The sequence below is a fragment of the Bradyrhizobium sp. WBOS08 genome (assembly GCF_024585125.1).
GTDB classification, from domain to species: domain Bacteria; phylum Pseudomonadota; class Alphaproteobacteria; order Rhizobiales; family Xanthobacteraceae; genus Bradyrhizobium; species Bradyrhizobium japonicum_B.
The window spans coordinates 4,273,292-4,293,461 of sequence record NZ_CP028988.1 but is presented as its reverse complement, the minus strand read 5'-3'; the positions used below and the strand labels follow the sequence as shown (position 1 = coordinate 4,293,461).

The window sequence follows — 20,170 nt, the reverse complement described above, 5'->3', positions numbered from 1 at the left end:
TTGACCGATGGCGCTCGTAACAGTCAGACCCACCCGGATCGATAGGGCGATCGCGAACGAGATCGCGGACCATACCAACGCAGGGCTCGAGCACGCCGCCCAGCTATTGACCTGGGGTGCCGACGAGCACGTGCTCGTCGCGCTGGCCGCTGCGGGGTGGCTCTACACGCGATTGAGGCAACCGCAGCGGCGTCCGATCGCGGACCACGTTCTGTGGGTCTCGCTGGCAAGCGCCGTGTTGCCGCATCTTCTGAAATCCGTGTTCGATCAGACCCGACCGGACCGGCTGACGGTCAGCGGCCACCGGCATGGCGTGCCCTTCTCGGGACGATCCGGCGACGCATTCCCGTCCGGTCACGCCATGCATATGGGCGCTCTCACCTCGGCGGCGGGCCTGTTGCCGCCTGTCCGGCGCCGGCTGGCGCGCGGCCTCGCCGTGGCGCTTTCGTTGACCCGCGTTGCGCTGCTCGCGCACTGGGCCAGCGACGTGGTGGCAGGCTTCACGCTCGGTGTCGTCGTCGAGCGAGCGTTGAGGCCGTTCACGCTGGCGAAGAAGCCGCCTCGAGCCTCGTGGATACGGCCATGACCGAATATCTCGTGCGCTTCATCGCCGGCGGTCTGATCGTCTCCGCTTTCGCAATCCTGGGCGACATGCTGCGACCGAAGAGTTTTGCAGGGCTGCTCGGCGCGGCGCCATCGGTCGCGCTGGCCACGCTCAGCATCGCCGTCGTCCAGCACGGCCCGCAATACGCCGCCGCCGAGAGCTGGACAATGGTCTACGGCGCGATCGCACTCGCCTGTTACAGCCTCGCCGTTTGCCATCTCCTGATGAGGTTTCGTCTCGGCGCGTTGCCGGCGACCATTGCCGCTTTTGCGGTGTGGCTCGTGGTCGCCTTCGGTCTGCTCGCGGGCTTGGGAGGTGCGGCCTGATGCTGGTCAAGCTGTCTTCATCGGCGCTGAAGCAGACGCGGTGGTACGAGTATGGCGTTCGCTTTCTGCTCGGTGGGCTGGCGACAGTCCTCACCGGCGTCGTGAGCTCGCGTTTCGGCGTCTCCGTCGGCGGGCTCTTCCTCGCGCTTCCCGCCGTCTTCTGCGCCAGCGCCACGCTGATCGAGAGCCATGAGCGCCGCGCCAAGGAAAAGGCCGGGCTCAGCGGAGACAGGCGCGGGCAGCAGGCCGCGGCACTCGATGCGGCAGGTGCCGGCCTCGGAAGCATCGGGCTTGCAGCGTTCGCCGCGGTCTTTTGCGCCGTGGTGTCGACGACCGCGATCGGCGCATTCGTCGCCGCCATTCTGGCCTGGGCAGCGGTGTCGGTCTCGGCGTGGTGGTTGAGGCGAAAGCTTCGCATCACCTCCCGCGCACTGGCCGCGCGCATCGCGCCATCAGCAAGGCGCCGCGGCATTCTCCCTTAGCATCGGGAAGCCATACGTCTCGGCAGCGGTCTGAGCCGATCGATGCGCGCAGGCACGCCGGCAGTCGGTCGGCCGGGCTTTTGGACGCCGTTTACTTGGTTTTTTGAGCCGTCCGGGACCTTCCTCGCCTGCCATGGAACCCGCATCAAGCTGGCTCGTTGAGTAACCTACTCAACCTACTCAATTGTGAGATGGCCCATGAACGAGCTTCGCGCCGAACGCCTTCAGGTCATGCTCTCGCCGGAAGAATTGACCGCCCTTGACGATTTCCGGTTTAAGCATCGCATGCCGACGCGGGCGGCAGCGGTCCGCGAGCTGCTCAGGTTCGGACTGGCCGCCGCGGGCGTCGAGGCGGGGGCCGGTGTGAAGTCGAGCAGCTTCGGCGTATTCGGCCGGGGACCGGACGGGCATACGCACGGAGATCCCGAAGGCGGCACCGGGACCGAGCCGTAGAGGCCGGCCACAAGCAAACGACCCCGGCACGGTGGGTGCCAGGGCCGTCCTTGGAGATTGCTTCCGGCGCACCGGGGGCATGCCAACCGGAAGCAACCTGTCGACTCCATGCGCGGGAATTCGTTCCCTGCGGGAAAGCGGGAGCTCGATCTAGCCGCTGGGCGCACCGCCGGAATCATCCGGCGTCATGCCGGAGCCCGGCGTCTTGCTGTTGTCGTTCAACTTCGGATCACGCGTCGCTTCCCGCGAGGGGGACCCTTTCGGATCCGCCTTGTGCACGGACTGTGCACGTTGCTTGTCGCGGGGCTGCTCCTCGGCGCGCTCGTCCTTGACGATGCCGTGGTCGGAATGGGCCATGATGTGCTTCGCCTCTCATGATGTGTCGAAGCGCTTACGCACTGCGGGGCCGAATGTTCCGGCGGGGCGCTAGCTGCGCGTCGCATGGACCGCGGCCGATGCACTCTCCAGATGCACCTGGCGCACCGTCGTCACCGTCGCGAACGCGACCGAGACGCCAAAGGCGAAGACGAGTGAAAGCAGAGCCAGACGTGGAGCCATCGCAAAACCTCCTTCTGGAATGAAGACCAACGCGATTGACTATTCCCAATCATGCCGGATGGGCCGCTCGCATTCCGTGCGCAATCTCACACGGGATTTACCAAGCGGAGAATGCTCACGCATCCGGTTGTTGCGGGAAGCGAGCGGCAACGGGCGGAACCTCGCCATCCAGCCAATCCTGCTCGTGGGCCAGCGCAGTCCAGGCGTCCGCCATGCGCGAATAGCGCTTGTGCGCAGGTTGTCCTTCGGCGCGCTCGGCGAGCTGAAGACAATTGTCGGCGTTATCTCTGAAGATGTCAGACTGTTTCATGGGAAAGACGTGGGGACGGAACTCCCGGGCTGCAATGCCCTTACCGCATCGTAACGTTCGGGGAACTTCGCCCGCCATCCGCAGTTGATCTCGATGCGAGTTCTCGTCGCCGTCATGATGGCATTGATCAGCACTTGTGCGTTTGCCGACAGCACCGGTGAACACAAGCCGCTCGACCGCCCGCCGAGCGCCACCGACGTCATCACCGGCCTCTACAATTTCAGCCGCTTCCAGCAAGGTCTGCTGGAGAGCACCGATTTGAAAGGCAACGCCGAGGTCAAGAACCTCGCCGCCCTGCGCGCCGAGGAAGCGGTCAAACGCGACAGGGCGCTGAAGCAGATTCAGGAGACGATCGGCACCGAGCCCCGCGTCGGCAAAACGGAGTCCGTCGCCGCCAGCCTGATCGAGCCCGAAACTTCGGACGGCCCAACATACGTCCGCAGCTTCTACGCCTCGCAGATTCCGGAATATGAATCGGCCATCACGCTGCTCGAAAGCTATCTCAAGGCGCCTGACAACGCTGCGCTCGCGGCCTTCGCGCGCGAGCAGCTTCCGCTGCTGCGCGCGCAGGCCAAGGATGCCGAGCGGACCATGGCGGACAAGTAGCCGCCTTACTTCCTTATTTGTTGTTCGGATGATGCTGCTGGCTCTCCGGCCGCACGGTGCGGTTGCTTTCCGGCATCTTGTCACGGCCCGCATCGCCATTGTCGTCCTTGCCACCAGAGGATGAGGTCCCGCTTCCGCTGGGGTTGGAGCGGGCCGCCGTCCCCGTGGTCGGGGAATCCGCCTTAGGGTTAGCCGAGCTGGCGGCCGGATCTCCGGTCACCGCCCCGCGGCCGCTGGGGGCGCCGCCCTGGGCCAAGGCCGGCCCGGCAAGCAACATGACGATCAGCGCGGCAAGTCCTGCTTTCATGTCCATCTCCTTCTTTGCGGGGGCTAACCGCAAGGGCGATGCCTACGTTCCGAAGAAGGCTTCGGGGGACCGGTGGGGGACCGCGGGCTGCCGCCGTCGTCTCTTTTCGAAACCCATGGAACCAATTCAGCGGATTGCGGTTATTAGCATCGGGCTGAGCAAGACAGGTTCCATTTCCTCGCGCCGCAACCTTGGCGCTTGATTTCGAATTTGGCTGACGCTCTATTTTGACCAATCGCGTCTCGCCGTGGATTCGGCCGACGCCTGCGGGGGAAAATTGTATGAGCGACCTCGATCCCGGAACTGCATCACGCTCCGGTCGTCGCGTCCCAAAGCCAAAAACCAACGGTACGTCTGATCCGGATTCCCGGGCCGAATTGCTGCAGGCCCTGCAGGCCATGCGCAGCGGCGATTTCTCGGTGCGCATGAGCGGCGACTACCTCGGCATCGACGGCAAGATCGCCGACACTTTTAACGAAATCATCGCCGCCAACCAGCGCATGGCGCAGCAGCTCGAGCTGGTCGGCCAGGTGGTCGGCCGCGAGGGCAAGACTCGGCAGCGCGTGAAATTCGGCCTCGCCTCGGGCTCCTGGGCCGACATGGAAGGGTCCGTCAACACGTTGATCGACGATTTGCTTTGGCCGACGCGCGAGGTGACGCGCGCGGTCGCTGCCGTCGCGCAAGGAGACCTGCTCCAGACCGTCAAGCTCGACGTCGACGGCCGTCCGCTCCGCGGCGAGTTCCTGCAATCGGCGACCATCGTCAACACCATGATCAAGCAGCTCGGCGTGTTCACCTCCGAGGTGACGCGCGTGGCGCGCGAAGTCGGCACCGAAGGCAAGCTCGGCGGCCAGGCCCAGGTGCCGGAGGTGACCGGCGTCTGGAAGGACCTCACCGAGAGCGTCAACTCGATGGCGAACAACCTGACCAACCAGGTTCGCAACATCGCCGAGGTGACGATCGCGGTCGCCAATGGCGACCTCTCCAAGAAGATCACCGTCGACGTCCGCGGCGAGATCCTGCAGCTCAAGGAAGCCATCAACACGATGGTGGACCAGCTCCGCTCGTTCGCCTCCGAAGTGACGCGCGTGGCGCGCGAGGTCGGCACCGACGGCAAGCTCGGCGGCCAGGCCATCGTGCCCGGCGTCGCCGGCACCTGGAAGGATCTGACCGACTCCGTCAACGCAATGTGCGGCAATTTGACCGCGCAGGTGCGCAACATCGCCAACGTCACCACCGCCGTGGCGCGCGGCGACCTGTCGCGCAAGATCACGGTGGACGTGCGCGGCGAGATCCTGGAGCTGAAGGACACCATCAACACCATGGTGGACCAGCTCAACTCGTTCGCTTCGGAAGTGACACGCGTGGCGCGCGAGGTCGGCACCGAAGGCAAGCTCGGCGGCCAGGCCCAGGTGCCCGGCGTCGCCGGCACCTGGAAGGACCTCACCGACAACGTCAACTTCATGGCCTCGAACCTGACCGCGCAGGTCCGCAACATCGCCGACGTCGCCACGGCCATCGCGAGCGGCGACCTCTCGAAGAAGATCACGGTGAACGTCTCGGGCGAAATCCTTCAGCTGAAGGAAACGCTGAACACCATGGTCGACCAGCTCAATGCCTTCGCAGGTGAAGTGACGCGCGTCGCCCGCGAGGTCGGCACCGAAGGGAGGCTCGGCGGACAGGCCAACGTGCTCGGCGTCGCCGGCACCTGGAAGGACCTCACCGAGAGCGTCAATTCGATGGCCTCGAACCTGACCGCGCAGGTCCGCAACATCGCCGAGGTGACGACCGCGGTCGCCGGCGGCGATCTGTCGAAGAAGATCACGGTGGACGTGCGCGGCGAGATCCTGGAGCTCAAGGACACTATCAACACGATGGTCGACCAGCTCAACGCCTTCGCCGGCGAAGTCACGCGCGTCGCGCGCGAGGTCGGCACCGAGGGCAAGCTCGGCGGTCAGGCGGTGGTGCGCGGCGTCGGCGGCACCTGGAAGGATCTCACCGACAGCGTCAACTCGATGGCCTCGAACCTGACCGGACAGGTCCGCAACATCGCCGAGGTCGCGACTGCGGTCGCCAAGGGCGATTTGTCGAAGAAGATCACGGTGAACGTGTCGGGCGAAATCCTTCAGCTGAAGGAAACCCTGAACACGATGGTGGACCAGCTCAACGCTTTCGCCGGCGAAGTGACGCGCGTCGCCCGCGAGGTCGGCACCGACGGCAAGCTCGGCGGCCAGGCCGGCGTGCCCGGCGTCGCCGGCACCTGGAAGGACTTGACCGATTCCGTGAACTCGATGGCGGGCAACCTCACCGCCCAGGTCCGCAACATCGCCGAAGTCGCGACCGCGATCGCCGGCGGCGACCTGTCGCGCAAGATCACCGTGGACGTGCGCGGCGAGATCCTTCAGCTCAAGGACACGCTGAACACGATGGTCGACCAGCTAAACCGCTTCGCGGGCGAGGTGACGCGCGTGGCGCGCGAGGTCGGCACCGAAGGCCGTCTCGGCGGTCAGGCCAACGTGCCCGGCGTCGCGGGCACCTGGAAAGACCTCACCGACAGCGTCAACTCGATGGCGGGCAACCTCACCGCCCAGGTCCGCAACATCGCCGAGGTGACCACAGCCGTCGCGCGCGGCGACTTGTCGCGCAAGATCACCGTCGACGTGAAGGGCGAGATCCTCGAGCTGAAGAACACCATCAACACCATGGTGGACCAGCTCAACGGCTTTGCCGGCGAAGTGACGCGCGTGGCGCGCGAGGTCGGCACCGAAGGCAAGCTCGGCGGCCAGGCCGAGGTGCCCGGCGTCGCCGGCACCTGGAAGGACCTCACCGACAACGTCAACTTCATGGCCTCGAACCTCACCGCCCAGGTCCGCAACATCGCCGAGGTCGCGACCGCGATCGCCGGCGGCGACCTGTCGAAGAAGATCACGGTGGACGTGCGCGGCGAGATCCTGCTGCTCAAGGACACCTTGAACACGATGGTCGAGCAGCTCCGCTCGTTCGCCGCCGAAGTGACGCGCGTCGCGCGCGAGGTCGGCACCGAGGGCCGGCTCGGCGGTCAGGCCGTCGTCCCCGGCGTCGGCGGCACCTGGAAGGACCTCACCGACAACGTCAACCTGCTGGCCGCGAACCTCACCACACAGGTCCGCAACATCGCCGAAGTGACCACGGCGGTGGCGCGCGGCGACCTCTCCCGCAAGATCACCGTCGACGTCAAGGGCGAAATCCTCGAGCTGAAGAACACCATCAACACCATGGTGGACCAGCTCAACGCCTTCGCCGGCGAGGTCACGCGTGTGGCGCGCGAGGTCGGCACAGAAGGCAAGCTCGGCGGCCAGGCCCAGGTGCCCGGCGTCGCCGGCACCTGGAAGGACCTCACCGACACCGTGAACCTGATGGCTGCGAACCTGACCGAGCAGGTCCGCGGCATCGTCAAGGTGGTGACCGCAGTCGCCAACGGCGACCTCAAGCAGAACCTGACGATGAAGTCACGCGGCGAGGTCGCCGCCCTCGCCGACACCATCAACAACATGACCGAGACGCTCGCCACCTTCGCCGACCAGGTGACGTCGGTGGCGCGCGAGGTCGGCGTCGAAGGCCGGCTCGGCGGCCAGGCCAACGTGCCCGGTGCCGCCGGCACCTGGAAGGACCTCACCGGCAACGTCAACCTGCTCGCCGCCAACCTCACCTCGCAGGTGCGCGCGATCGCAGAAGTGGCGACCGCCGTGACCAAGGGCGATCTGACGCGGTCGATCCAGGTCGACGCCCGCGGCGAGGTCGCCGAGCTGAAAGACAACATCAACACGATGATCACGAATCTCCGTCTCACGACGGACGTGAACACCGAGCAGGACTGGCTGAAGACCAACCTGGCGAAATTCACCAACATGCTTCAGGGCCAGCGCGATCTCGCCACCGTCGGCCGGCTGCTGCTCACCGAGCTGTCGCCGCTGGTGAACGCCCATACCGGCGTGATCTACCAGGTGGAGAGCGAGGACAATCCGCAGCTGCTGCTGCTGGCCTCCTACGCCAGCGACGGCATCTATCCGTATCAGCGCGTGCTGCAATTCGGCGACGGCCTGATCGGCCAGTGCGCGCTCGACAAGCGGCCGCGCGTGGTCGCCGACATTCCCTCCGACGTGGTGCCGATCAACTCGGCGCTGTTCCGCGTCGCGCCGAAGAACCTCGTCGTGCTGCCGGTGCTGTTCGAGGGCCAGGTCAAGGCCGTGATCGAGCTGGCTTCGCTCGTCTCCTTCACGACCTCGCAGATGACGTTCCTGGAGCAGCTCACCGACTCCATCGGCATCGTGCTCAATTCGATCGAAGCGACGATGCAGACCGAAGGCCTGCTCAAGCAGTCGCAGCAGCTCGCCGGCGAGCTTCAGACCCAGCAGCGCGAACTGCAGCAGACCAACGACCAGCTCGAGCAGAAGGCGCAGCAGCTTGCCGAGCGCAACGTCGAGGTCGAACGCAAGAACCAGGAGATCGAGCAGGCCCGCCGCGCGCTCGAGGAGAAGGCGACCGAGCTCGCGCTGACCTCGAAGTACAAGTCCGAATTCCTCGCCAATATGAGCCACGAGCTGCGCACGCCGCTGAACTCGATCCTCATTCTCGGCCAGCAGCTCACCGACAATCCGGACGGCAACCTCTCGGCCAAGCAGGTCGAATTCGCCCGCACCATCCACGGCGCCGGCACCGACCTGCTCAATCTCATCAGCGACATTCTGGATCTGTCCAAGATCGAATCCGGCACGGTGACGGTCGACGCCGAGGAGATCCTGACCGCGAACCTGCTCGAGACCGTCGGCCGGCCGTTCCGGCACGAGGCGGACAACCGCAACCTGTCGTTCAAGATCGACGTCGATCCGAACCTGCCGCGCAGCATCGTCACCGACTCCAAGCGTTTGCAACAGGTGCTGAAGAACCTGCTCTCCAACGCCTTCAAGTTCACCGCCGAAGGCGAAGTGCGCCTGAAGGTCGCCGGCGCGGTCGGCGGCTGGGGCACGGATCACCCGGTGCTGAACTCCGCACCGGCCGTGATCGCGTTCGAAGTGTCCGATACCGGCATCGGCATTCCCGTGGAGAAGCAGAAGCTGATCTTCGAGGCGTTCCAGCAGGCCGACGCCGGTACCAGCCGCAAATACGGCGGCACCGGCCTCGGACTTGCGATCAGCCGCGAACTTGCGAGCCTGCTCGGCGGCGAGATCCATCTGCGCAGCTCGCCGGGCAAGGGATCCTCGTTCACGCTCTATCTGCCGCTCAAATATTCCGGCCCGACGCTGGCGCCGCGCGCGGCGCCAGCGCCGCAGCAACACAGCCAGCCGCCGGCGCTACAGACGGCCGCACCCGACCAGCCGCGCGTCATCGAGCAGCTTCCCGACGACCGGCTCAACATCGAGCCCGGTGACACCATTCTCCTGATCGTCGAGGACGATCCGCACTACGCCCGCGTGCTGGTCGATCTGGCCCGCGACAAGGGCTTCAAGGTGCTTGTCGCCGCCCGCGGCGCGGAGGCGCTCGAGCTCGCCAAGCAATACCAGCCGAGAGCCGTCTCGCTCGACGTGTTCCTGCCCGACATGCTCGGCTGGACCGTGCTGAGCCAGCTCAAGCACAATCCGCTGACCCGCCACATCCCCGTGCAGATCATCACGCTGGACGAGGACCGCCAGCATGCGCTGGCGCGTGGCGCGTTCTCCTTCGTCAACAAGCCGACCACGACCGAAGGCGTTTCCGCGGCGCTGGCCCAGATCAAGGAATATGCACGTCCCAGGCGCAAGCGGTTGTTGATCGTCGAGGACAACGAGGCCGAGCAGCTCTCGATCCACGCGCTGCTGCATCACGACGACATCGAGATCGTCACGACGGACACCGGTGCCGGTGCGCTCTCGACCTTGCGCGAGACGCCCTGCGACTGCGTGGTGCTCGACCTCCGCCTGCCCGACATGAGCGGCTTCGAGGTGCTGGATCAGATCCGAAACGACGAGACACTGTCGAACGTCCCGGTCGTCGTCTTCACCGGCCGCGAGCTTTCGGCCGAGGAAGATGCGGAACTCCACACCATGGCGCGCAGCATCGTGGTCAAGGGCGTGGAATCGCCGGAACGCTTGCTCGACGAAACCGCACTGTTCCTGCATCGCGTCATCACCGAGCTTCCGATCGAGAAGCAGCGCATGCTGGAGAAGCTGAACAGTTCCGACGAGGACCTGATCGGCAAGACCGCCCTGCTCGTCGACGACGACGCCCGCAACATCTTCGCGCTGTCGAGCGTGCTGGAACGGCGCGGCATGAAGGTGCTGACGGCCACGACCGGCAGCGAGGCTGTGACGCTGGTCGAATCCAATCCGGAAATCGCCATCGTTCTGATGGACATCATGATGCCGCAGATGGATGGCTATCAGACCATCGGCGTCATTCGCGAAAACCCGGCTTTCGCCCGCCTTCCGATCATCGCGCTGACCGCCAAGGCGATGAAGGGTGACCGCGAGAAATGCCTGGAGGCCGGCGCGTCCGACTACCTCGCCAAACCCGTCAACACCGATCAATTGCTGCTTGCGATCCGCATGTGGCTGCACCGCTGAGTTGGATGCGCGTATGGACCACGAAAAGGTCAATATCCTCCTCGTCGACGACCAGCCCGCCAAGCTGCTCGCCTATGAGGTGATCTTGAAGGATCTCGGCGAGAACCTGGTGATCGCCTCCTCGGGCCGCGAGGCGCTGGAGGTCCTGCTCAAGACCGAGATCGCGGTGATCCTCGTCGACGTCTGCATGCCCGAGCTCGACGGCTTCGAGCTCGCCGCGATGATCCGCGAGCATCCACGCTTCCAGAAGACCGCGATGATCTTCATCTCCGCCATCCAGGTCAGCGACATCGACCGGTTGCGCGGCTACGAGATGGGCGCGGTCGATTACGTGCCGGTCCCGGTCGTGCCGGAAGTGCTGCGCGCCAAGATCAAGGTGTTTGCCGAGCTCTACCGCAAGACCCGCGAGCTCGAACGGCTGAACCAGGAGCTCGAGGATCGCGTCCGCGCCCGCACGGCGGAACTGGAGAACTCCACGGCCAAGCTGCGCGAGAGCGAACAACGGCGCAGCATGGCGATCGCAGCCGGCAAGATGGGATCCTGGGATTGGGACTGGATCAGCGGCGACTGGATGTGGGACGAAGGGCAGTATCGCATCTTCGGCGTCAACCCCGAAAGCTTCGAGGTCAACCCCGCCAACGTTCAAGCGCTGCTGCATCCCGACGACGTCGACCAGCTGCGCAAGGCGATCGCCGAGTTCAACAGGGGCACGCGGGCCTACGAGACCGAGTTCCGCATCATGCGGCCCGACAGCGAGGTGCGCTGGTGCGTCGGTACGGCGGCGGCAACGGTGGACGATAGCGGTCGCGTCGTCCGCGTCAGCGGCGTCACCGTGGATATCACCGAACGCAAGCGTGCCGAGGAACGGCAGAACCTGCTGGCGCGGGAGGTCGATCACCGCGCCAAGAATGCGCTGGCCCTGGCGCAGTCGATCGTGCGTCTCACCCGGGCCGACGAGGTCAAGGCCTATGTCAACGCCGTCGAGGGACGCATCAATGCGCTGGCGCGCGTGCACACCATCCTGTCGCTGTCGAGCTGGCAGGGTGCCGAGCTCTCCAGGCTGATCGACGAGGAGCTGGCGCCCTACTCGCTCGGCGGCCAGATCATATTGGCAGGTCCGGAGGTCCAATTGCTGCCGACCACGGCCCAGACGCTGGCGCTCGCCCTGCACGAGCTCTTCACCAACTCGGCCAAGTACGGCGCCCTCTCGACCAGATCGGGACGGCTCACGATCGGCTGGCAGGTCGAGGAGCAATTGCTGACGCTGAGCTGGGAGGAATCGGGCGGTCCGCTCGTCATGCCTCCGAAATCGCGCGGCTTCGGTACGCGGAGCCTGCTGGCGAGCGTCGAGTCCCAGCTCGGCGGGCAAGCGCGGTTCGATTGGCGCGCCGAGGGCCTGTTGTGCCGCCTTGAGGTGCCATTGACCCGCAAGACGGGGGCGACGGCCCCATCCGGGAAGTTCGAGGATGCCGGCTCCGCCGAATTGCAGCGCGCATCCGGTTAGCGGAATGGCGACCGGTTCGCATCGAGTGGATACGCCAAGGCGATAAGCGAGTGCGTCCGTTCCGTTTCCGACGGAGCGGAAAAAAGCATCAGCCGGACGCGGCGCTCGTCATGCGTCGCGCCATTCGCGGGTCGCGCGCAACGCGCCCCTCGAGCCAGGCTTCCGTCTGGGCGAGATCGCGCAATGCCCTGGCATAGCGGCGCGCCGCGCTTCGCTCCGCCCCGCGCGGCAGCTTGCGGGCCTTGTGGAGGATGTCCGCGGCCGCGTTGCGATAGGCCAGCGAGCGATAGAGAAAGACCACCTTACCCATATCGATGTTCCCGTTTTGCTGGGCCCCATCCTCGCAAGCCCGGCATGAACGTCGGATGAAGCGGTCGATGACAATTCCTTCATTCCTCAGGAACAGTGGATTGCCGCCCGCGTTGGCATGCCAAATCGGGATGCAGTTCCCATGCGCACAAAAAAGTCGTCAGACCTGATTTCTGCGACCGGCCTCATCAAGCTGATGACGCACGCATTGATGGGCGCAGCCCTCGGCCTCGTCTTCAGTCTCGCGCTGATCCTGTGCAATCCGGCTGTCGCCAGCCTGCTTGCCAACGGCGGAAGCCAGACCGTGATCGTCTTCGCTCTCACATTGGTGACGACCTTCGCGATCGGCGCGACACTCACCGGCGTCGTGTTCATCATCGCCGAGGACAAGCAATCTTGAAGCGCGCGTGAGGCGCGGAGCTCCCTCAGCGCCGGGAGGCCGCGCGCTCGGGCTTGCCGGCTGTCTTCACGAGACGTAGGCGTACCCGGTCGTGGACGTCGGGCAGGACATCGGCGCCGCCGGCCGCCTTCCATTCGCCGATCAGCAAGGTGATCTTTCGGCGCAGCTCCAGCTGCGCCAGCGCCTGTTCGGCGCAATCGCGATCCCCGTTGATGCGATCCCGCACGGACGCCTCGACATCGGCCATCTCCAGCCTCAAGGCGCTGATTTTACGTCGAATTTCATTAATTCTGTTGTCCATGGCTTGTTAGAACAAAATAAGAACATATAGTCAAGCCAGGATTTGAAGATGGAGACGCCGGATGCAGGTTAAAGGTAAATACGACGCCAGGATCTTTCTCGCCGAGCAGATGACCCGGGCGCAGGGGCTGAGGCTGAAACGGTTGAGCGAAGAGGCCTATCAGCCCGCCCAATATGCGCGCGATCTGTCCTTCACCGAGGCCGCGCGGCGCATCCAGGTGCTGGAAGCCGAGATCGAGCTGGCGAACTCCTTCTAGGGGTCCACCTGGCTAGGCGTGCACCTGGCCTTGGCCTGCTGTTTCGGAACCATGGTGGGTCCGGATGGTTTTCCTGAGCCAACGGAGAATCATGCATGGCACGCAAGGCAAAGAAACGCCGCTACTCGCCCAGCTCCGGCAGCGAGGTCGAAAGCGAGATGCGGCGCTACAAGAAGGGCACCGCCAAGAGCGGCCGCAAAGGCCGTGGCGGGCGCGTGAAGAGCCGCAAGCAGGCGATCGCGATCGGGCTGTCGAAGGCGCGCAAGAAGGGGAAGAAGGTCCCGAAGAAGGCTGCCAAGAAGACGTCGTCCAAGAAGCGGGCGACCAGGAAGACAGCCAAGAAATCGTCCAAGAAATCGTCGAAGAAATCGTCGAAGCGCAAATCCAGCAAGCGTTGACGCTGTCCCGTCTCAGATCATGCTGCCCGGCATAAAGCAGCGGATCGAGACGCCGAACGCGGTCTTCACCGGCCACACCATGGTGCGGCCGGCGCGGTTCGGCTCGGTGATGACGGCTTCGTCCGGCACGTCGATCCACTCGCCGTCGAGACGCACGCGATAACGCCCGTTGTGCGATTCCCAGTCGGGATCAGCGACGGCAAAACCGTCGGCGTCCGAGCAGCATGGACCGAGGTGGCTGCGCAGGCTGTCGAACCACGGCTTCAGCGGCGAGTTCGCGTAGCGGCCGTCTTCGCGACCGAGCGCGGTTCCGTCCCAAAGCACGAACGGCGCCGCAAGCAGCGCACCCCTCAGCGAGAGCTTCAATCGATCCATGTCGGCACCGATCAAATCCGAACCATCGGCAGTTCCACAAAGCGGCCGGGGGTACGAAGTTCCACGCTTGCAACCCGTTCGCGGCGTCATTGCCGCGGCGGGCAAGTTCGAAGTGTGATGGGCGAACACGGCTTTTTCGTATGAACCGGGTCACCATCCCTGCCGTTAACGAGAATGTTATCGATTGCGTCGCAAGTCGTGACGGCGAACGAAGAAGGCGGCCCGAGGGCCGCCTTCTTGATGTCTGCCGATAGCTGCTCGCCTCAGGCGAGCGGGACCGCGACGAACCTCGTCGCCTCGGCGCTTCTGACCTGCAGCAGCACGCTGCGCTTGCCGGACGATTTGGCCTCCGCCAGCTCGGAGCGGACGTCGCCGACATTGGCCACGGCCTTGCCGCCGACATTGAGGATGACGTCGCCGGTCTGGATGCCGCGCTGCGCCGCCGGCCCTTGCGGATCGACCTCGGTGACGACAACGCCCTTCTGACCGGCGCCCTGGACCTCAGCCGCTGGAGCCAGGCCGAGCCCGAGACGCGGCGTGCCGGCTCTCGGCTGCTCTCTGCCCTGGTCGGCATCGCCACTTGCCTTGGCCTGCCGCTCGTTCGGCAACTCGCCGAGGACGAGCGTCAACGTCTTGGTCGTGCCGTTGTGGAAGACGTCGAGCTTCACCGAGCTGCCCGGGGCCAGGGTGGCAATGGTGCGGGCGAGATCGCGGGAGTCCTTGATCGCAGTGCCGTTGACGGCGGTGATGACGTCACCCGCGGCGATGCCGGCCTTGGCCGCCGGGCTGCCGTCCTGCGGATTGTCGACGATGGCGCCGCGCGCCTCCTTCAGGCCGAGGCTGTCGGCGATGTCGGCGGTCACCGGCTGCACCTGCACGCCGAGCCAGCCGCGGGTGACCGCGCCCTTGTCCTTGAGCTGCGCGACGACGAGCTTTGCGGTCGAGGCCGGAATGTCGAAGCCGATGCCGACCGAGCCGCCGGAGGGCGAAAAGATCGCGGTGTTCACGCCGATCACGTTGCCGTTCATGTCGAAGGCCGGGCCCCCGGAATTGCCCTTGTTGATGGGCGCGTCGATCTGGATGAAGTCGTCATAGGGCCCGTTGCCGATGTCGCGGCCGCTGGCCGAGACGATGCCGGCGGTCACGGTGCCGCCGAGGCCGAAGGGATTGCCGACCGCGACCACCCAGTCGCCGATGCGCGGCTTCTGGTCGGAGAATGTGACGAACGGAAAGTCCCTTTTGCCGTCGACCTTGATCAGCGCGAGATCCGTCTTCGGGTCGGTGCCGACGACCTTCGCGGTGTAGCTGGTGCCGTCATCCATCGTCACCTGCACCGAGGCGGCGTGGTCGACGACGTGGTTGTTGGTCACGGCATAGCCGTCGGCGGAGATGAAGAAGCCGGAGCCTTCGCCGGTGATCATCTGATGGCGCTGGCGCGGCATGCCGTTCGGCTCGCCCGGGAAGCGGAAGCCGAACTGCCGCGAGAACTGGTCGAACGGCGTCTCCCCGTCGGAATCCATCCGGTTCTGTTGCAGCATGGCGCTCTTGTCGTTGTCCTGGTCGATCCTGACCCGCACCGAGATGACGGCCGGCTTGACCTTGCTGACGAGGTCGCCGAAGCCCGGCGGCGTCGCGGCGGTCTCGGCGGCCTGGGCCGGCGCGACGAAGGAGATCGGGCCGAACTTTGGGGCGCCGGGTGAAGCCGCCAGCACGGCCACGCCGAGCGCGGCCACGGTGCCAAGCAGCGCGAGCCGGCGCGGCCTCAAAATCTTGCGGGAAGTCGGGGTGTCGAAATTGGCGCGATCGTTCATGTCGGAATGTCCATGTTGGATGGGTGTCGCCTTGAAACCAACATGGACATCGTCACCTTACGGCGTCCCGTCCATCCGATTAAATCTTGGCAAAGAACGAGCGATGGCTGCCGCGAGGTCGTCCCGCGCATTTGATGCAGCTCAACGCGGGTCCGCCGGGCAGTGAAAGACTGCGGCCACCGGATGATGTCCATCGGAGGCACCCCATGTACAAAGACATTCTCGTCCACATTCCCACCGAACGCCCCATGCGTGCCGCGATCGATGGCTCGGTTTCGCTCGCGGCGCAGTTCAACGCCCATCTCGACGCGGTCGCGGTCGGCTATGTCGCGACAAGTGCGGCTTATGTGATGGAGGGCGGCGCCGCTGTGGCGGCCGTGTTCGAGCTGGAACGCGAGCGCGCCGTGGAGCGGGCCGAGGCCGCGCTCTCAGTCTTCGAGATCGAAGCGGCGAACGCCGGCGTCTCCTACGCCTGCCGCCCGCTCGGCGCGATCCCGGCGGACGCAGCCGGCGCGATCGGCGAGATGGCGCGGCTGCACGACCTCAGCGTCGTGCTGCAGCCCGATCCGGCGCAAGGCTCATTCGACAACGACATTCCGGGCGAGATCCTGTTCCAGTCGGGCGGCCCGGTGTTGTTCCTGCCTTACACGTTCCATGGAGCGTTCAAGGCGGGGCGGATCGGCATCTGCTGGGACGGCAGCCGCGTCGCCGCCCGCGCCGTGCACGACGCAGCACCGTTCCTGGCGCGCGCCGATGAGATCGTGATCATCACCATCAACGAGTCGAACGCGGTCTCCGACGAAGCTTCAGCGAGCAACCTGGCAAAGCATCTCGGCCGGCGTGGACTGTCGACCCGCACGGTCGGCCTGTCGGCGACGCGCGCCGACATCCAGCCGACCATCCTGTCGCTCGCGGCCGACGAGGGGCTCGATCTCCTGGTGATGGGCGGCTACGGCCATTCGCGACTGCAGGAACGCGTTCTCGGCGGCGTCACCCGCGCCATGCTGGAAGCCATGACGGTCCCGACGCTGATGTCGCACTGAGACGACAGGCGCCGTCACGCCGCGACGGGGGTCTCCCACGTCGGGGGCGTTGCGGCGCCCTCGTCGTGTTGCACGTTGCAGGCGTCGAAATGCGCCTTGAGCTCGACCTCGGCGAGATATTCGAAATGTTCGGCCTGGCCGAGGAGTTCCCAGTTCTGAAGCGGCCGGTAGGCTGCCTGCTGACGACAGAGGGACGCCAGCGCCCGGTAGCGACGTACGTTCTCCATGAGACCCTCCCTCGCATTTGCAGAGCTTATTGCCCTCATTTGCGTCAGGCCGATGGCGGTGGTGCAAAAGATTTGCTGCGCGCCTGACTTCGGCTCGCTGGTAGGAAATATATGTCCGGGCCAAAGTTCCAAACGGTGCTGGCAGACGCCGGCACCGCGTCGCCGGACCTCAGGGCCCAAAGCATGATCCGCTGAGGCGCGATGACCTCGCGCTCTAGGCATAGTGCCGGCGCTGCACATTCATTCCGACCAGGTCGAGATAGCGCTCGATCAGGTCGGGCCGGCCGACCAGGTAGCCCTGCATCTCCTCGCAGGCCTCGCGCGCCAGGAAGGTACGCTGCGCTTCCGTCTCGACCCCTTCGGCAATGACCGGCATGTTCAGGGCGTGCGCAAGGCTCAGGACCGCGCGGACGATCTCGGCCGATTGCGGCGAGGCGTCCAGATTGGAGATGAAACCGCGATCGATCTTGATCTTGTCGAACGGGAACGACTGGAGATAGGACAGCGAGGAATAGCCGGTGCCGAAATCGTCCATCGCGATGCGGATGCCGAGCGCCTTCAGCCGCCGCAGCAGGTGGAGCGCGCCGGTGAAATCGCCGATCAGCACCCCCTCGGTGATCTCGACCTCGAGCCGTGTCGGCGTCAGCCCCGTTTCCAGCAGGATTTGATGAATCGAACGCTCGAGATCGCCGGCCTGAAACTGGACCGGCGACAGATTGACCGCAACCTGCAGCGGCCGCGGCCAGGACGCCGCCTCGCGGCACGCTTCGCGCAAGACCCATTCGCCGATCTCGACGATCAGCCCGTTCTCCTCTGCAAGCGGAATGAACCGGTCCGGCGGCACGAAGCCGCGCGTCGGATGATTCCAGCGCAGCAGAGCCTCGAAGCCGATGACCTCGCCATCGATCCGCGCCTGCGGCTGGAAGTAGACCAGGAACTGGTTCTGCTCCAGCGCCTGCCGCAGATCGTGCTGCAACAGCCTGCGGTCGCGCAGCTCCTGGTCCATATCGGATTCGAAGAAGCGGACCCGCCCCCTGCCCTCGCGCTTGGCACGATGGAGGGCTGAATCGGCGTTGGCGAGCAGCGTGGCGGCATTGACGCCGTCGTCCGGATAGAACGCAATGCCGACGCTGAGACCGACGGGGAGGAGATAATCGTCGACCTCGAGCTCCTTGCCGATCGTCTCGACCAGGCGTTCGGCGAGCGCCTGAACGTCCTCTCGGCTGACGTGGTCGGGCATCAGGATCATGAACTCGTCGCCGCCGATACGGGCGACGAAGGCGTCGTCGGCTTCCGCGGCGAGCCGGTCCGCCGCCGCCCGCATCAACATGTCGCCGACGGGATGGCCGAACACGTCGTTGACCTCCTTGAAGCGGTCGAGGTCGAGGCTGAGCACGGCAAAGCTGGTCGCCGCCTCCTGGGCCAGCTCCAGTCGCTCGCCGAGCGCGGCGTTGAAGGCGCTGCGGTTCGGCAGGTCGGTCAACGCGTCATGGTGCGCAAGATGGCTGATCCGCGCCTCGTTCGTGATCCTCTCGGTAACGTCCTCAATCACGCCGACCAGATATTGCGGCGCGCCATCACCGTCCCTGATCAGCAGCTTGCGCGAATTGACGAGACGATCGCGGCCCTTGACGCCGACATCGAGCAGATGCCCCTCCAGGATCATCGGTGTGCCGCTATCGACGACGCGGCGATCCTGCTCGTTGACGACGCGGGCGACATTCTCCGGAAAGATCTCGGCCGGAGTCTTGCCCAGCATCTCCTCGCGCGGCACTCCGTAATATTCTTCGCCGGCGCGGTTGAGCAGAACGTAGCGGGAGTCCTTGGCATCCTTGGCGAATACCGCGATCGGGATATTCTCGATGATGCTGTCGAGGAATTCGCGCGCCCGCAGCAGATCCTGTTCGGCGCGTTTATGCGTCTGCTCGAGCTCCTCGATCATCAGCTTGATCGCCCGGTCGGTGCGGCGGCGATCGCGGTCGCTTTCCTCATAGGCCGCGCTGACGAGTTCACCGAGCCTGGTCAGATCGACCTGTCCGGATTCGTCCGTCGCCTGGCGGATCTGTCTTGCGAGCAACCGATGCGTGGTCAAGCTGCCGCCTCCCCGATGACGGTGACCGTCATGGTCTGGTTGTGCAGTTCGCAGCGGCCGGACGCGGCCGGCGGCGCGAACTCACCGTAGGAGTAGAATCCGATCCGGACGACGTCCTCGCCGAGCTCGGCGGCAACGGCATCCAGCTCGTCCTGCGTGCGCTGTCCCATCACCCTGCGGCGGCCGGTGCAGCTCACCAGGATGGCGAGCTTGTCGCCGTCGACCCCGTCCGAGAGTGCGCTGCGCGCCTGCCTGCCCGCCTCGCCCGCACCGGCGGCGAGACTGTCGAAATTGGCGCGCATCAATTGCGCGGTGCATCCTTCCGGAATGTCGGCGGCGAATGTCAGAGTGCGGGCATCGCGGTCCACCGCGAACACCGAGCGCACGATCTGCCGGTTCGGCTCAGCCTCGTCGTGAATGCGCAAGGGGAATGCCAGACCCGAACCCGGCATCGCCTCGGCCTCCTCCTCGCCGAGATAGCGGGTGTAGAGGTCCAGCGACGGCTCGCCGTCGAGCTCGACGACCACAGACCCCGACGCCTTCGTGACCTTGCGACGGGGCCCGAACACATCCCAGCCGCCGGCGCAGCCATGCGCGAAGCGGAACGCGGCGCCGTAGAATGCGATTGCGGCGACGCGGTTCGGCGACGGCTCCGCGTCGGCTCCGACGATCGTCTGTTGAAATCGGGCTCCATCGCCGGCGAGCCCGCCGGTGACAGGCAAATCCGGCCCCAGGACTTCAGTGAGTCCGGCAAGCAGCTCGCCCCCGTTCACCGCCAGTCCGTCCGACAGGACGAACAGGCCTGCCAAATCCGCCGCCAGGACCTGGCGGGCGAGGCGCGCGCCGCAGGTCCGCGACGCATCGCGAGCTTCGACGACGTTCTGCACCAGCCGGACCTGCGTGTGCGCGAAGCGCAAGGCGACCGCGACCACTTCATCATCGCAGATGTCGTCGCCATGGATTTGTCCGCCGGTGCTACAGCCGACGATATGGCTATCGGGATAGAGATCGCGCAGCTCGCGATAACGTTCGCCGTCCAGCAGCTGCTCACGGCTGCCGAAATAAAGCACGAGCTGCGGAGGCTCGCGCAGGGCCTCCGCTCCGCGCCAGCCATGGGCAGCATTCCAGTGACGATATTGAATCTGCATCCCACGCCCTCTGCAGTCCTTGAACCACAGATTGTGAGGCGGCGCATTGTGTCGCCGTTAATCGCATGCGGACTTCGACACC

22 protein-coding genes are annotated in these 20,170 nt (G+C 65.5%); 11 read left to right on the top strand and 11 right to left on the bottom strand.

The genetic code is table 11. The features are described from left to right. The first annotated feature begins 7 nt into the window (after nt 1-7). From DCM80_RS20230 to DCM80_RS20215, 4 genes are all read left to right on the top strand, one after another. Nucleotides 8-586, top strand: coding sequence for a phosphatase PAP2 family protein (locus tag DCM80_RS20230; protein ID WP_257193319.1), 579 nt, complete (start codon nt 8-10; stop codon nt 584-586). Continuing rightward, the gene (locus DCM80_RS20225; RefSeq protein WP_257193318.1) at nt 583-930 is read left to right on the top strand and encodes a DUF3147 family protein; all 348 of its coding nucleotides are present in this window, start codon (nt 583-585) and stop codon (nt 928-930) included. The genes DCM80_RS20230 and DCM80_RS20225 overlap by 4 nt, the downstream gene beginning before the upstream one ends. Further along, on the top strand, nt 930-1,412 hold the full coding sequence (locus DCM80_RS20220) for a DUF3147 family protein (RefSeq protein WP_257193317.1): 483 nt from the start codon (nt 930-932) through the stop codon (nt 1,410-1,412). The genes DCM80_RS20225 and DCM80_RS20220 overlap by 1 nt, the downstream gene beginning before the upstream one ends. Nucleotides 1,413-1,610: 198 nt before the next feature. Next, nucleotides 1,611-1,865: a hypothetical protein gene (locus DCM80_RS20215; protein WP_028134977.1), complete on the top strand. Its 255-nt coding sequence runs from the start codon at nt 1,611-1,613 to the stop codon at nt 1,863-1,865. A 150-nt stretch (nt 1,866-2,015) separates the two neighbouring features. Here the strand turns inward: DCM80_RS20215 and DCM80_RS20210 are convergent, their stop codons facing one another. The 3 genes from DCM80_RS20210 to DCM80_RS20200 form a co-directional block, all read right to left on the bottom strand. Beyond that, nucleotides 2,016-2,222, bottom strand: coding sequence for a hypothetical protein (locus tag DCM80_RS20210; protein ID WP_257177092.1), 207 nt, complete (start codon nt 2,220-2,222; stop codon nt 2,016-2,018). 69 nt (nt 2,223-2,291) lie between these two features. Further along, nucleotides 2,292-2,423, bottom strand: coding sequence for a hypothetical protein (locus DCM80_RS20205; RefSeq protein ID WP_257193316.1), 132 nt, complete (start codon nt 2,421-2,423; stop codon nt 2,292-2,294). Between the two features lie 115 nt (nt 2,424-2,538). Next, nucleotides 2,539-2,733, bottom strand: a complete 195-nt coding sequence (locus DCM80_RS20200; protein WP_028134975.1) for a hypothetical protein — start codon at nt 2,731-2,733, stop codon at nt 2,539-2,541. Nucleotides 2,734-2,826: 93 nt separating this feature from the next. Between DCM80_RS20200 and DCM80_RS20195 the strand changes: the two genes are divergently transcribed. Continuing rightward, complete coding sequence (locus DCM80_RS20195; RefSeq protein ID WP_257193315.1) at nt 2,827-3,339, top strand: DUF4142 domain-containing protein; 513 nt, start codon at nt 2,827-2,829, stop codon at nt 3,337-3,339. 13 nt (nt 3,340-3,352) lie between these two features. Here DCM80_RS20195 and DCM80_RS20190 read toward each other — a convergent pair whose 3' ends face one another. Next, a complete protein-coding gene (locus DCM80_RS20190) occupies nt 3,353-3,646 on the bottom strand; it encodes a hypothetical protein (RefSeq protein WP_257193314.1) in 294 nt (97 codons plus the stop codon). A 281-nt stretch (nt 3,647-3,927) separates the two neighbouring features. On the opposite strand from DCM80_RS20190, the gene DCM80_RS20185 reads away from it, so the two are divergent. Beyond that, nucleotides 3,928-10,224 (top strand): HAMP domain-containing protein, encoded by a 6,297-nt coding sequence (locus tag DCM80_RS20185; RefSeq protein WP_257193313.1) that lies wholly within the window; start codon nt 3,928-3,930, stop codon nt 10,222-10,224. A 13-nt stretch (nt 10,225-10,237) separates the two neighbouring features. Beyond that, complete coding sequence (locus DCM80_RS20180) at nt 10,238-11,728, top strand: HWE histidine kinase domain-containing protein (protein ID WP_257193312.1); 1,491 nt, start codon at nt 10,238-10,240, stop codon at nt 11,726-11,728. A gap of 88 nt (nt 11,729-11,816) precedes the next feature. Here the strand turns inward: DCM80_RS20180 and DCM80_RS20175 are convergent, their stop codons facing one another. Then, nucleotides 11,817-12,038, bottom strand: a complete 222-nt coding sequence (locus DCM80_RS20175) for a hypothetical protein (RefSeq protein WP_257193311.1) — start codon at nt 12,036-12,038, stop codon at nt 11,817-11,819. A 141-nt stretch (nt 12,039-12,179) separates the two neighbouring features. Between DCM80_RS20175 and DCM80_RS20170 the strand changes: the two genes are divergently transcribed. Beyond that, complete coding sequence (locus tag DCM80_RS20170) at nt 12,180-12,437, top strand: hypothetical protein (RefSeq protein ID WP_257193310.1); 258 nt, start codon at nt 12,180-12,182, stop codon at nt 12,435-12,437. Between the two features lie 25 nt (nt 12,438-12,462). Here the strand turns inward: DCM80_RS20170 and DCM80_RS20165 are convergent, their stop codons facing one another. After that, entirely contained in the window at nt 12,463-12,684 is a 222-nt protein-coding gene (locus tag DCM80_RS20165; RefSeq protein WP_257193308.1) for a hypothetical protein, read from the bottom strand. Nucleotides 12,685-12,799: 115 nt separating this feature from the next. Between DCM80_RS20165 and DCM80_RS20160 the strand changes: the two genes are divergently transcribed. Both DCM80_RS20160 and DCM80_RS20155 read left to right on the top strand, forming a co-directional pair. Then, a complete protein-coding gene (locus tag DCM80_RS20160; protein ID WP_257193307.1) occupies nt 12,800-12,994 on the top strand; it encodes a DUF3072 domain-containing protein in 195 nt (64 codons plus the stop codon). Between the two features lie 95 nt (nt 12,995-13,089). Further along, nucleotides 13,090-13,392: a DUF6496 domain-containing protein gene (locus DCM80_RS20155; protein ID WP_257193306.1), complete on the top strand. Its 303-nt coding sequence runs from the start codon at nt 13,090-13,092 to the stop codon at nt 13,390-13,392. A 12-nt stretch (nt 13,393-13,404) separates the two neighbouring features. Here the strand turns inward: DCM80_RS20155 and DCM80_RS20150 are convergent, their stop codons facing one another. Together DCM80_RS20150 and DCM80_RS20145 are read right to left on the bottom strand one after the other, a co-directional pair. After that, nucleotides 13,405-13,767 carry a hypothetical protein gene (locus DCM80_RS20150; protein ID WP_257193305.1) on the bottom strand — a complete coding sequence of 121 codons (363 nt, stop codon included), beginning with the start codon at nt 13,765-13,767 and terminating at the stop codon, nt 13,405-13,407. Nucleotides 13,768-14,030: 263 nt separating this feature from the next. Continuing rightward, nucleotides 14,031-15,578: a Do family serine endopeptidase gene (locus DCM80_RS20145; RefSeq protein ID WP_257193304.1), complete on the bottom strand. Its 1,548-nt coding sequence runs from the start codon at nt 15,576-15,578 to the stop codon at nt 14,031-14,033. Between the two features lie 206 nt (nt 15,579-15,784). Between DCM80_RS20145 and DCM80_RS20140 the strand changes: the two genes are divergently transcribed. Beyond that, nucleotides 15,785-16,621 (top strand): universal stress protein, encoded by an 837-nt coding sequence (locus DCM80_RS20140; protein ID WP_257193302.1) that lies wholly within the window; start codon nt 15,785-15,787, stop codon nt 16,619-16,621. A 14-nt stretch (nt 16,622-16,635) separates the two neighbouring features. On the opposite strand, the gene DCM80_RS20135 is transcribed toward DCM80_RS20140, so the two are convergent. The 3 genes from DCM80_RS20135 to DCM80_RS20125 all read right to left on the bottom strand — a co-directional run bounded on the left by DCM80_RS20135 (nt 16,636) and on the right by DCM80_RS20125 (nt 20,088). After that, entirely contained in the window at nt 16,636-16,848 is a 213-nt protein-coding gene (locus DCM80_RS20135) for a hypothetical protein (RefSeq protein WP_126256719.1), read from the bottom strand. Nucleotides 16,849-17,062: 214 nt separating this feature from the next. Continuing rightward, nucleotides 17,063-18,940, bottom strand: a complete 1,878-nt coding sequence (locus DCM80_RS20130) for a bifunctional diguanylate cyclase/phosphodiesterase (RefSeq protein ID WP_257193300.1) — start codon at nt 18,938-18,940, stop codon at nt 17,063-17,065. Next, complete coding sequence (locus tag DCM80_RS20125; protein ID WP_257193298.1) at nt 18,937-20,088, bottom strand: FIST signal transduction protein; 1,152 nt, start codon at nt 20,086-20,088, stop codon at nt 18,937-18,939. Before DCM80_RS20125 ends, DCM80_RS20130 begins: the two co-directional genes overlap by 4 nt. Between the last annotated feature and the right edge of the window lie 82 nt (nt 20,089-20,170).

Excerpts from the sequence above, each read along its gene's own strand:
- DCM80_RS20215 (WP_028134977.1), top strand. The coding sequence starts at position 1,611 with ATGAACGAGCTTCGCGCCGAACGCCTTCAGGTCATGCTCTCGCCGGAA.
- DCM80_RS20190 (WP_257193314.1), bottom strand. The coding sequence starts at position 3,646 with ATGAAAGCAGGACTTGCCGCGCTGATCGTCATGTTGCTTGCCGGGCCG.
- DCM80_RS20155 (WP_257193306.1), top strand. The coding sequence starts at position 13,090 with ATGGCACGCAAGGCAAAGAAACGCCGCTACTCGCCCAGCTCCGGCAGC.
- DCM80_RS20135 (WP_126256719.1), bottom strand. The coding sequence starts at position 16,848 with ATGGAGAACGTACGTCGCTACCGGGCGCTGGCGTCCCTCTGTCGTCAG.
- DCM80_RS20145 (WP_257193304.1), bottom strand. The coding sequence starts at position 15,578 with ATGAACGATCGCGCCAATTTCGACACCCCGACTTCCCGCAAGATTTTG.
- DCM80_RS20205 (WP_257193316.1), bottom strand. The coding sequence starts at position 2,423 with ATGGCTCCACGTCTGGCTCTGCTTTCACTCGTCTTCGCCTTTGGCGTC.
- DCM80_RS20165 (WP_257193308.1), bottom strand. The coding sequence starts at position 12,684 with ATGGCCGATGTCGAGGCGTCCGTGCGGGATCGCATCAACGGGGATCGC.
- DCM80_RS20185 (WP_257193313.1), top strand. The coding sequence starts at position 3,928 with ATGAGCGACCTCGATCCCGGAACTGCATCACGCTCCGGTCGTCGCGTC.
- DCM80_RS20225 (WP_257193318.1), top strand. The coding sequence starts at position 583 with ATGACCGAATATCTCGTGCGCTTCATCGCCGGCGGTCTGATCGTCTCC.
- DCM80_RS20180 (WP_257193312.1), top strand. The coding sequence starts at position 10,238 with ATGGACCACGAAAAGGTCAATATCCTCCTCGTCGACGACCAGCCCGCC.
- DCM80_RS20125 (WP_257193298.1), bottom strand. The coding sequence starts at position 20,088 with ATGCAGATTCAATATCGTCACTGGAATGCTGCCCATGGCTGGCGCGGA.
- DCM80_RS20150 (WP_257193305.1), bottom strand. The coding sequence starts at position 13,767 with ATGGATCGATTGAAGCTCTCGCTGAGGGGTGCGCTGCTTGCGGCGCCG.
- DCM80_RS20220 (WP_257193317.1), top strand. The coding sequence starts at position 930 with ATGCTGGTCAAGCTGTCTTCATCGGCGCTGAAGCAGACGCGGTGGTAC.
- DCM80_RS20230 (WP_257193319.1), top strand. The coding sequence starts at position 8 with ATGGCGCTCGTAACAGTCAGACCCACCCGGATCGATAGGGCGATCGCG.
- DCM80_RS20160 (WP_257193307.1), top strand. The coding sequence starts at position 12,800 with ATGCAGGTTAAAGGTAAATACGACGCCAGGATCTTTCTCGCCGAGCAG.
- DCM80_RS20195 (WP_257193315.1), top strand. The coding sequence starts at position 2,827 with ATGCGAGTTCTCGTCGCCGTCATGATGGCATTGATCAGCACTTGTGCG.
- DCM80_RS20200 (WP_028134975.1), bottom strand. The coding sequence starts at position 2,733 with ATGAAACAGTCTGACATCTTCAGAGATAACGCCGACAATTGTCTTCAG.
- DCM80_RS20170 (WP_257193310.1), top strand. The coding sequence starts at position 12,180 with ATGCGCACAAAAAAGTCGTCAGACCTGATTTCTGCGACCGGCCTCATC.
- DCM80_RS20210 (WP_257177092.1), bottom strand. The coding sequence starts at position 2,222 with ATGGCCCATTCCGACCACGGCATCGTCAAGGACGAGCGCGCCGAGGAG.
- DCM80_RS20140 (WP_257193302.1), top strand. The coding sequence starts at position 15,785 with ATGTACAAAGACATTCTCGTCCACATTCCCACCGAACGCCCCATGCGT.
- DCM80_RS20175 (WP_257193311.1), bottom strand. The coding sequence starts at position 12,038 with ATGGGTAAGGTGGTCTTTCTCTATCGCTCGCTGGCCTATCGCAACGCG.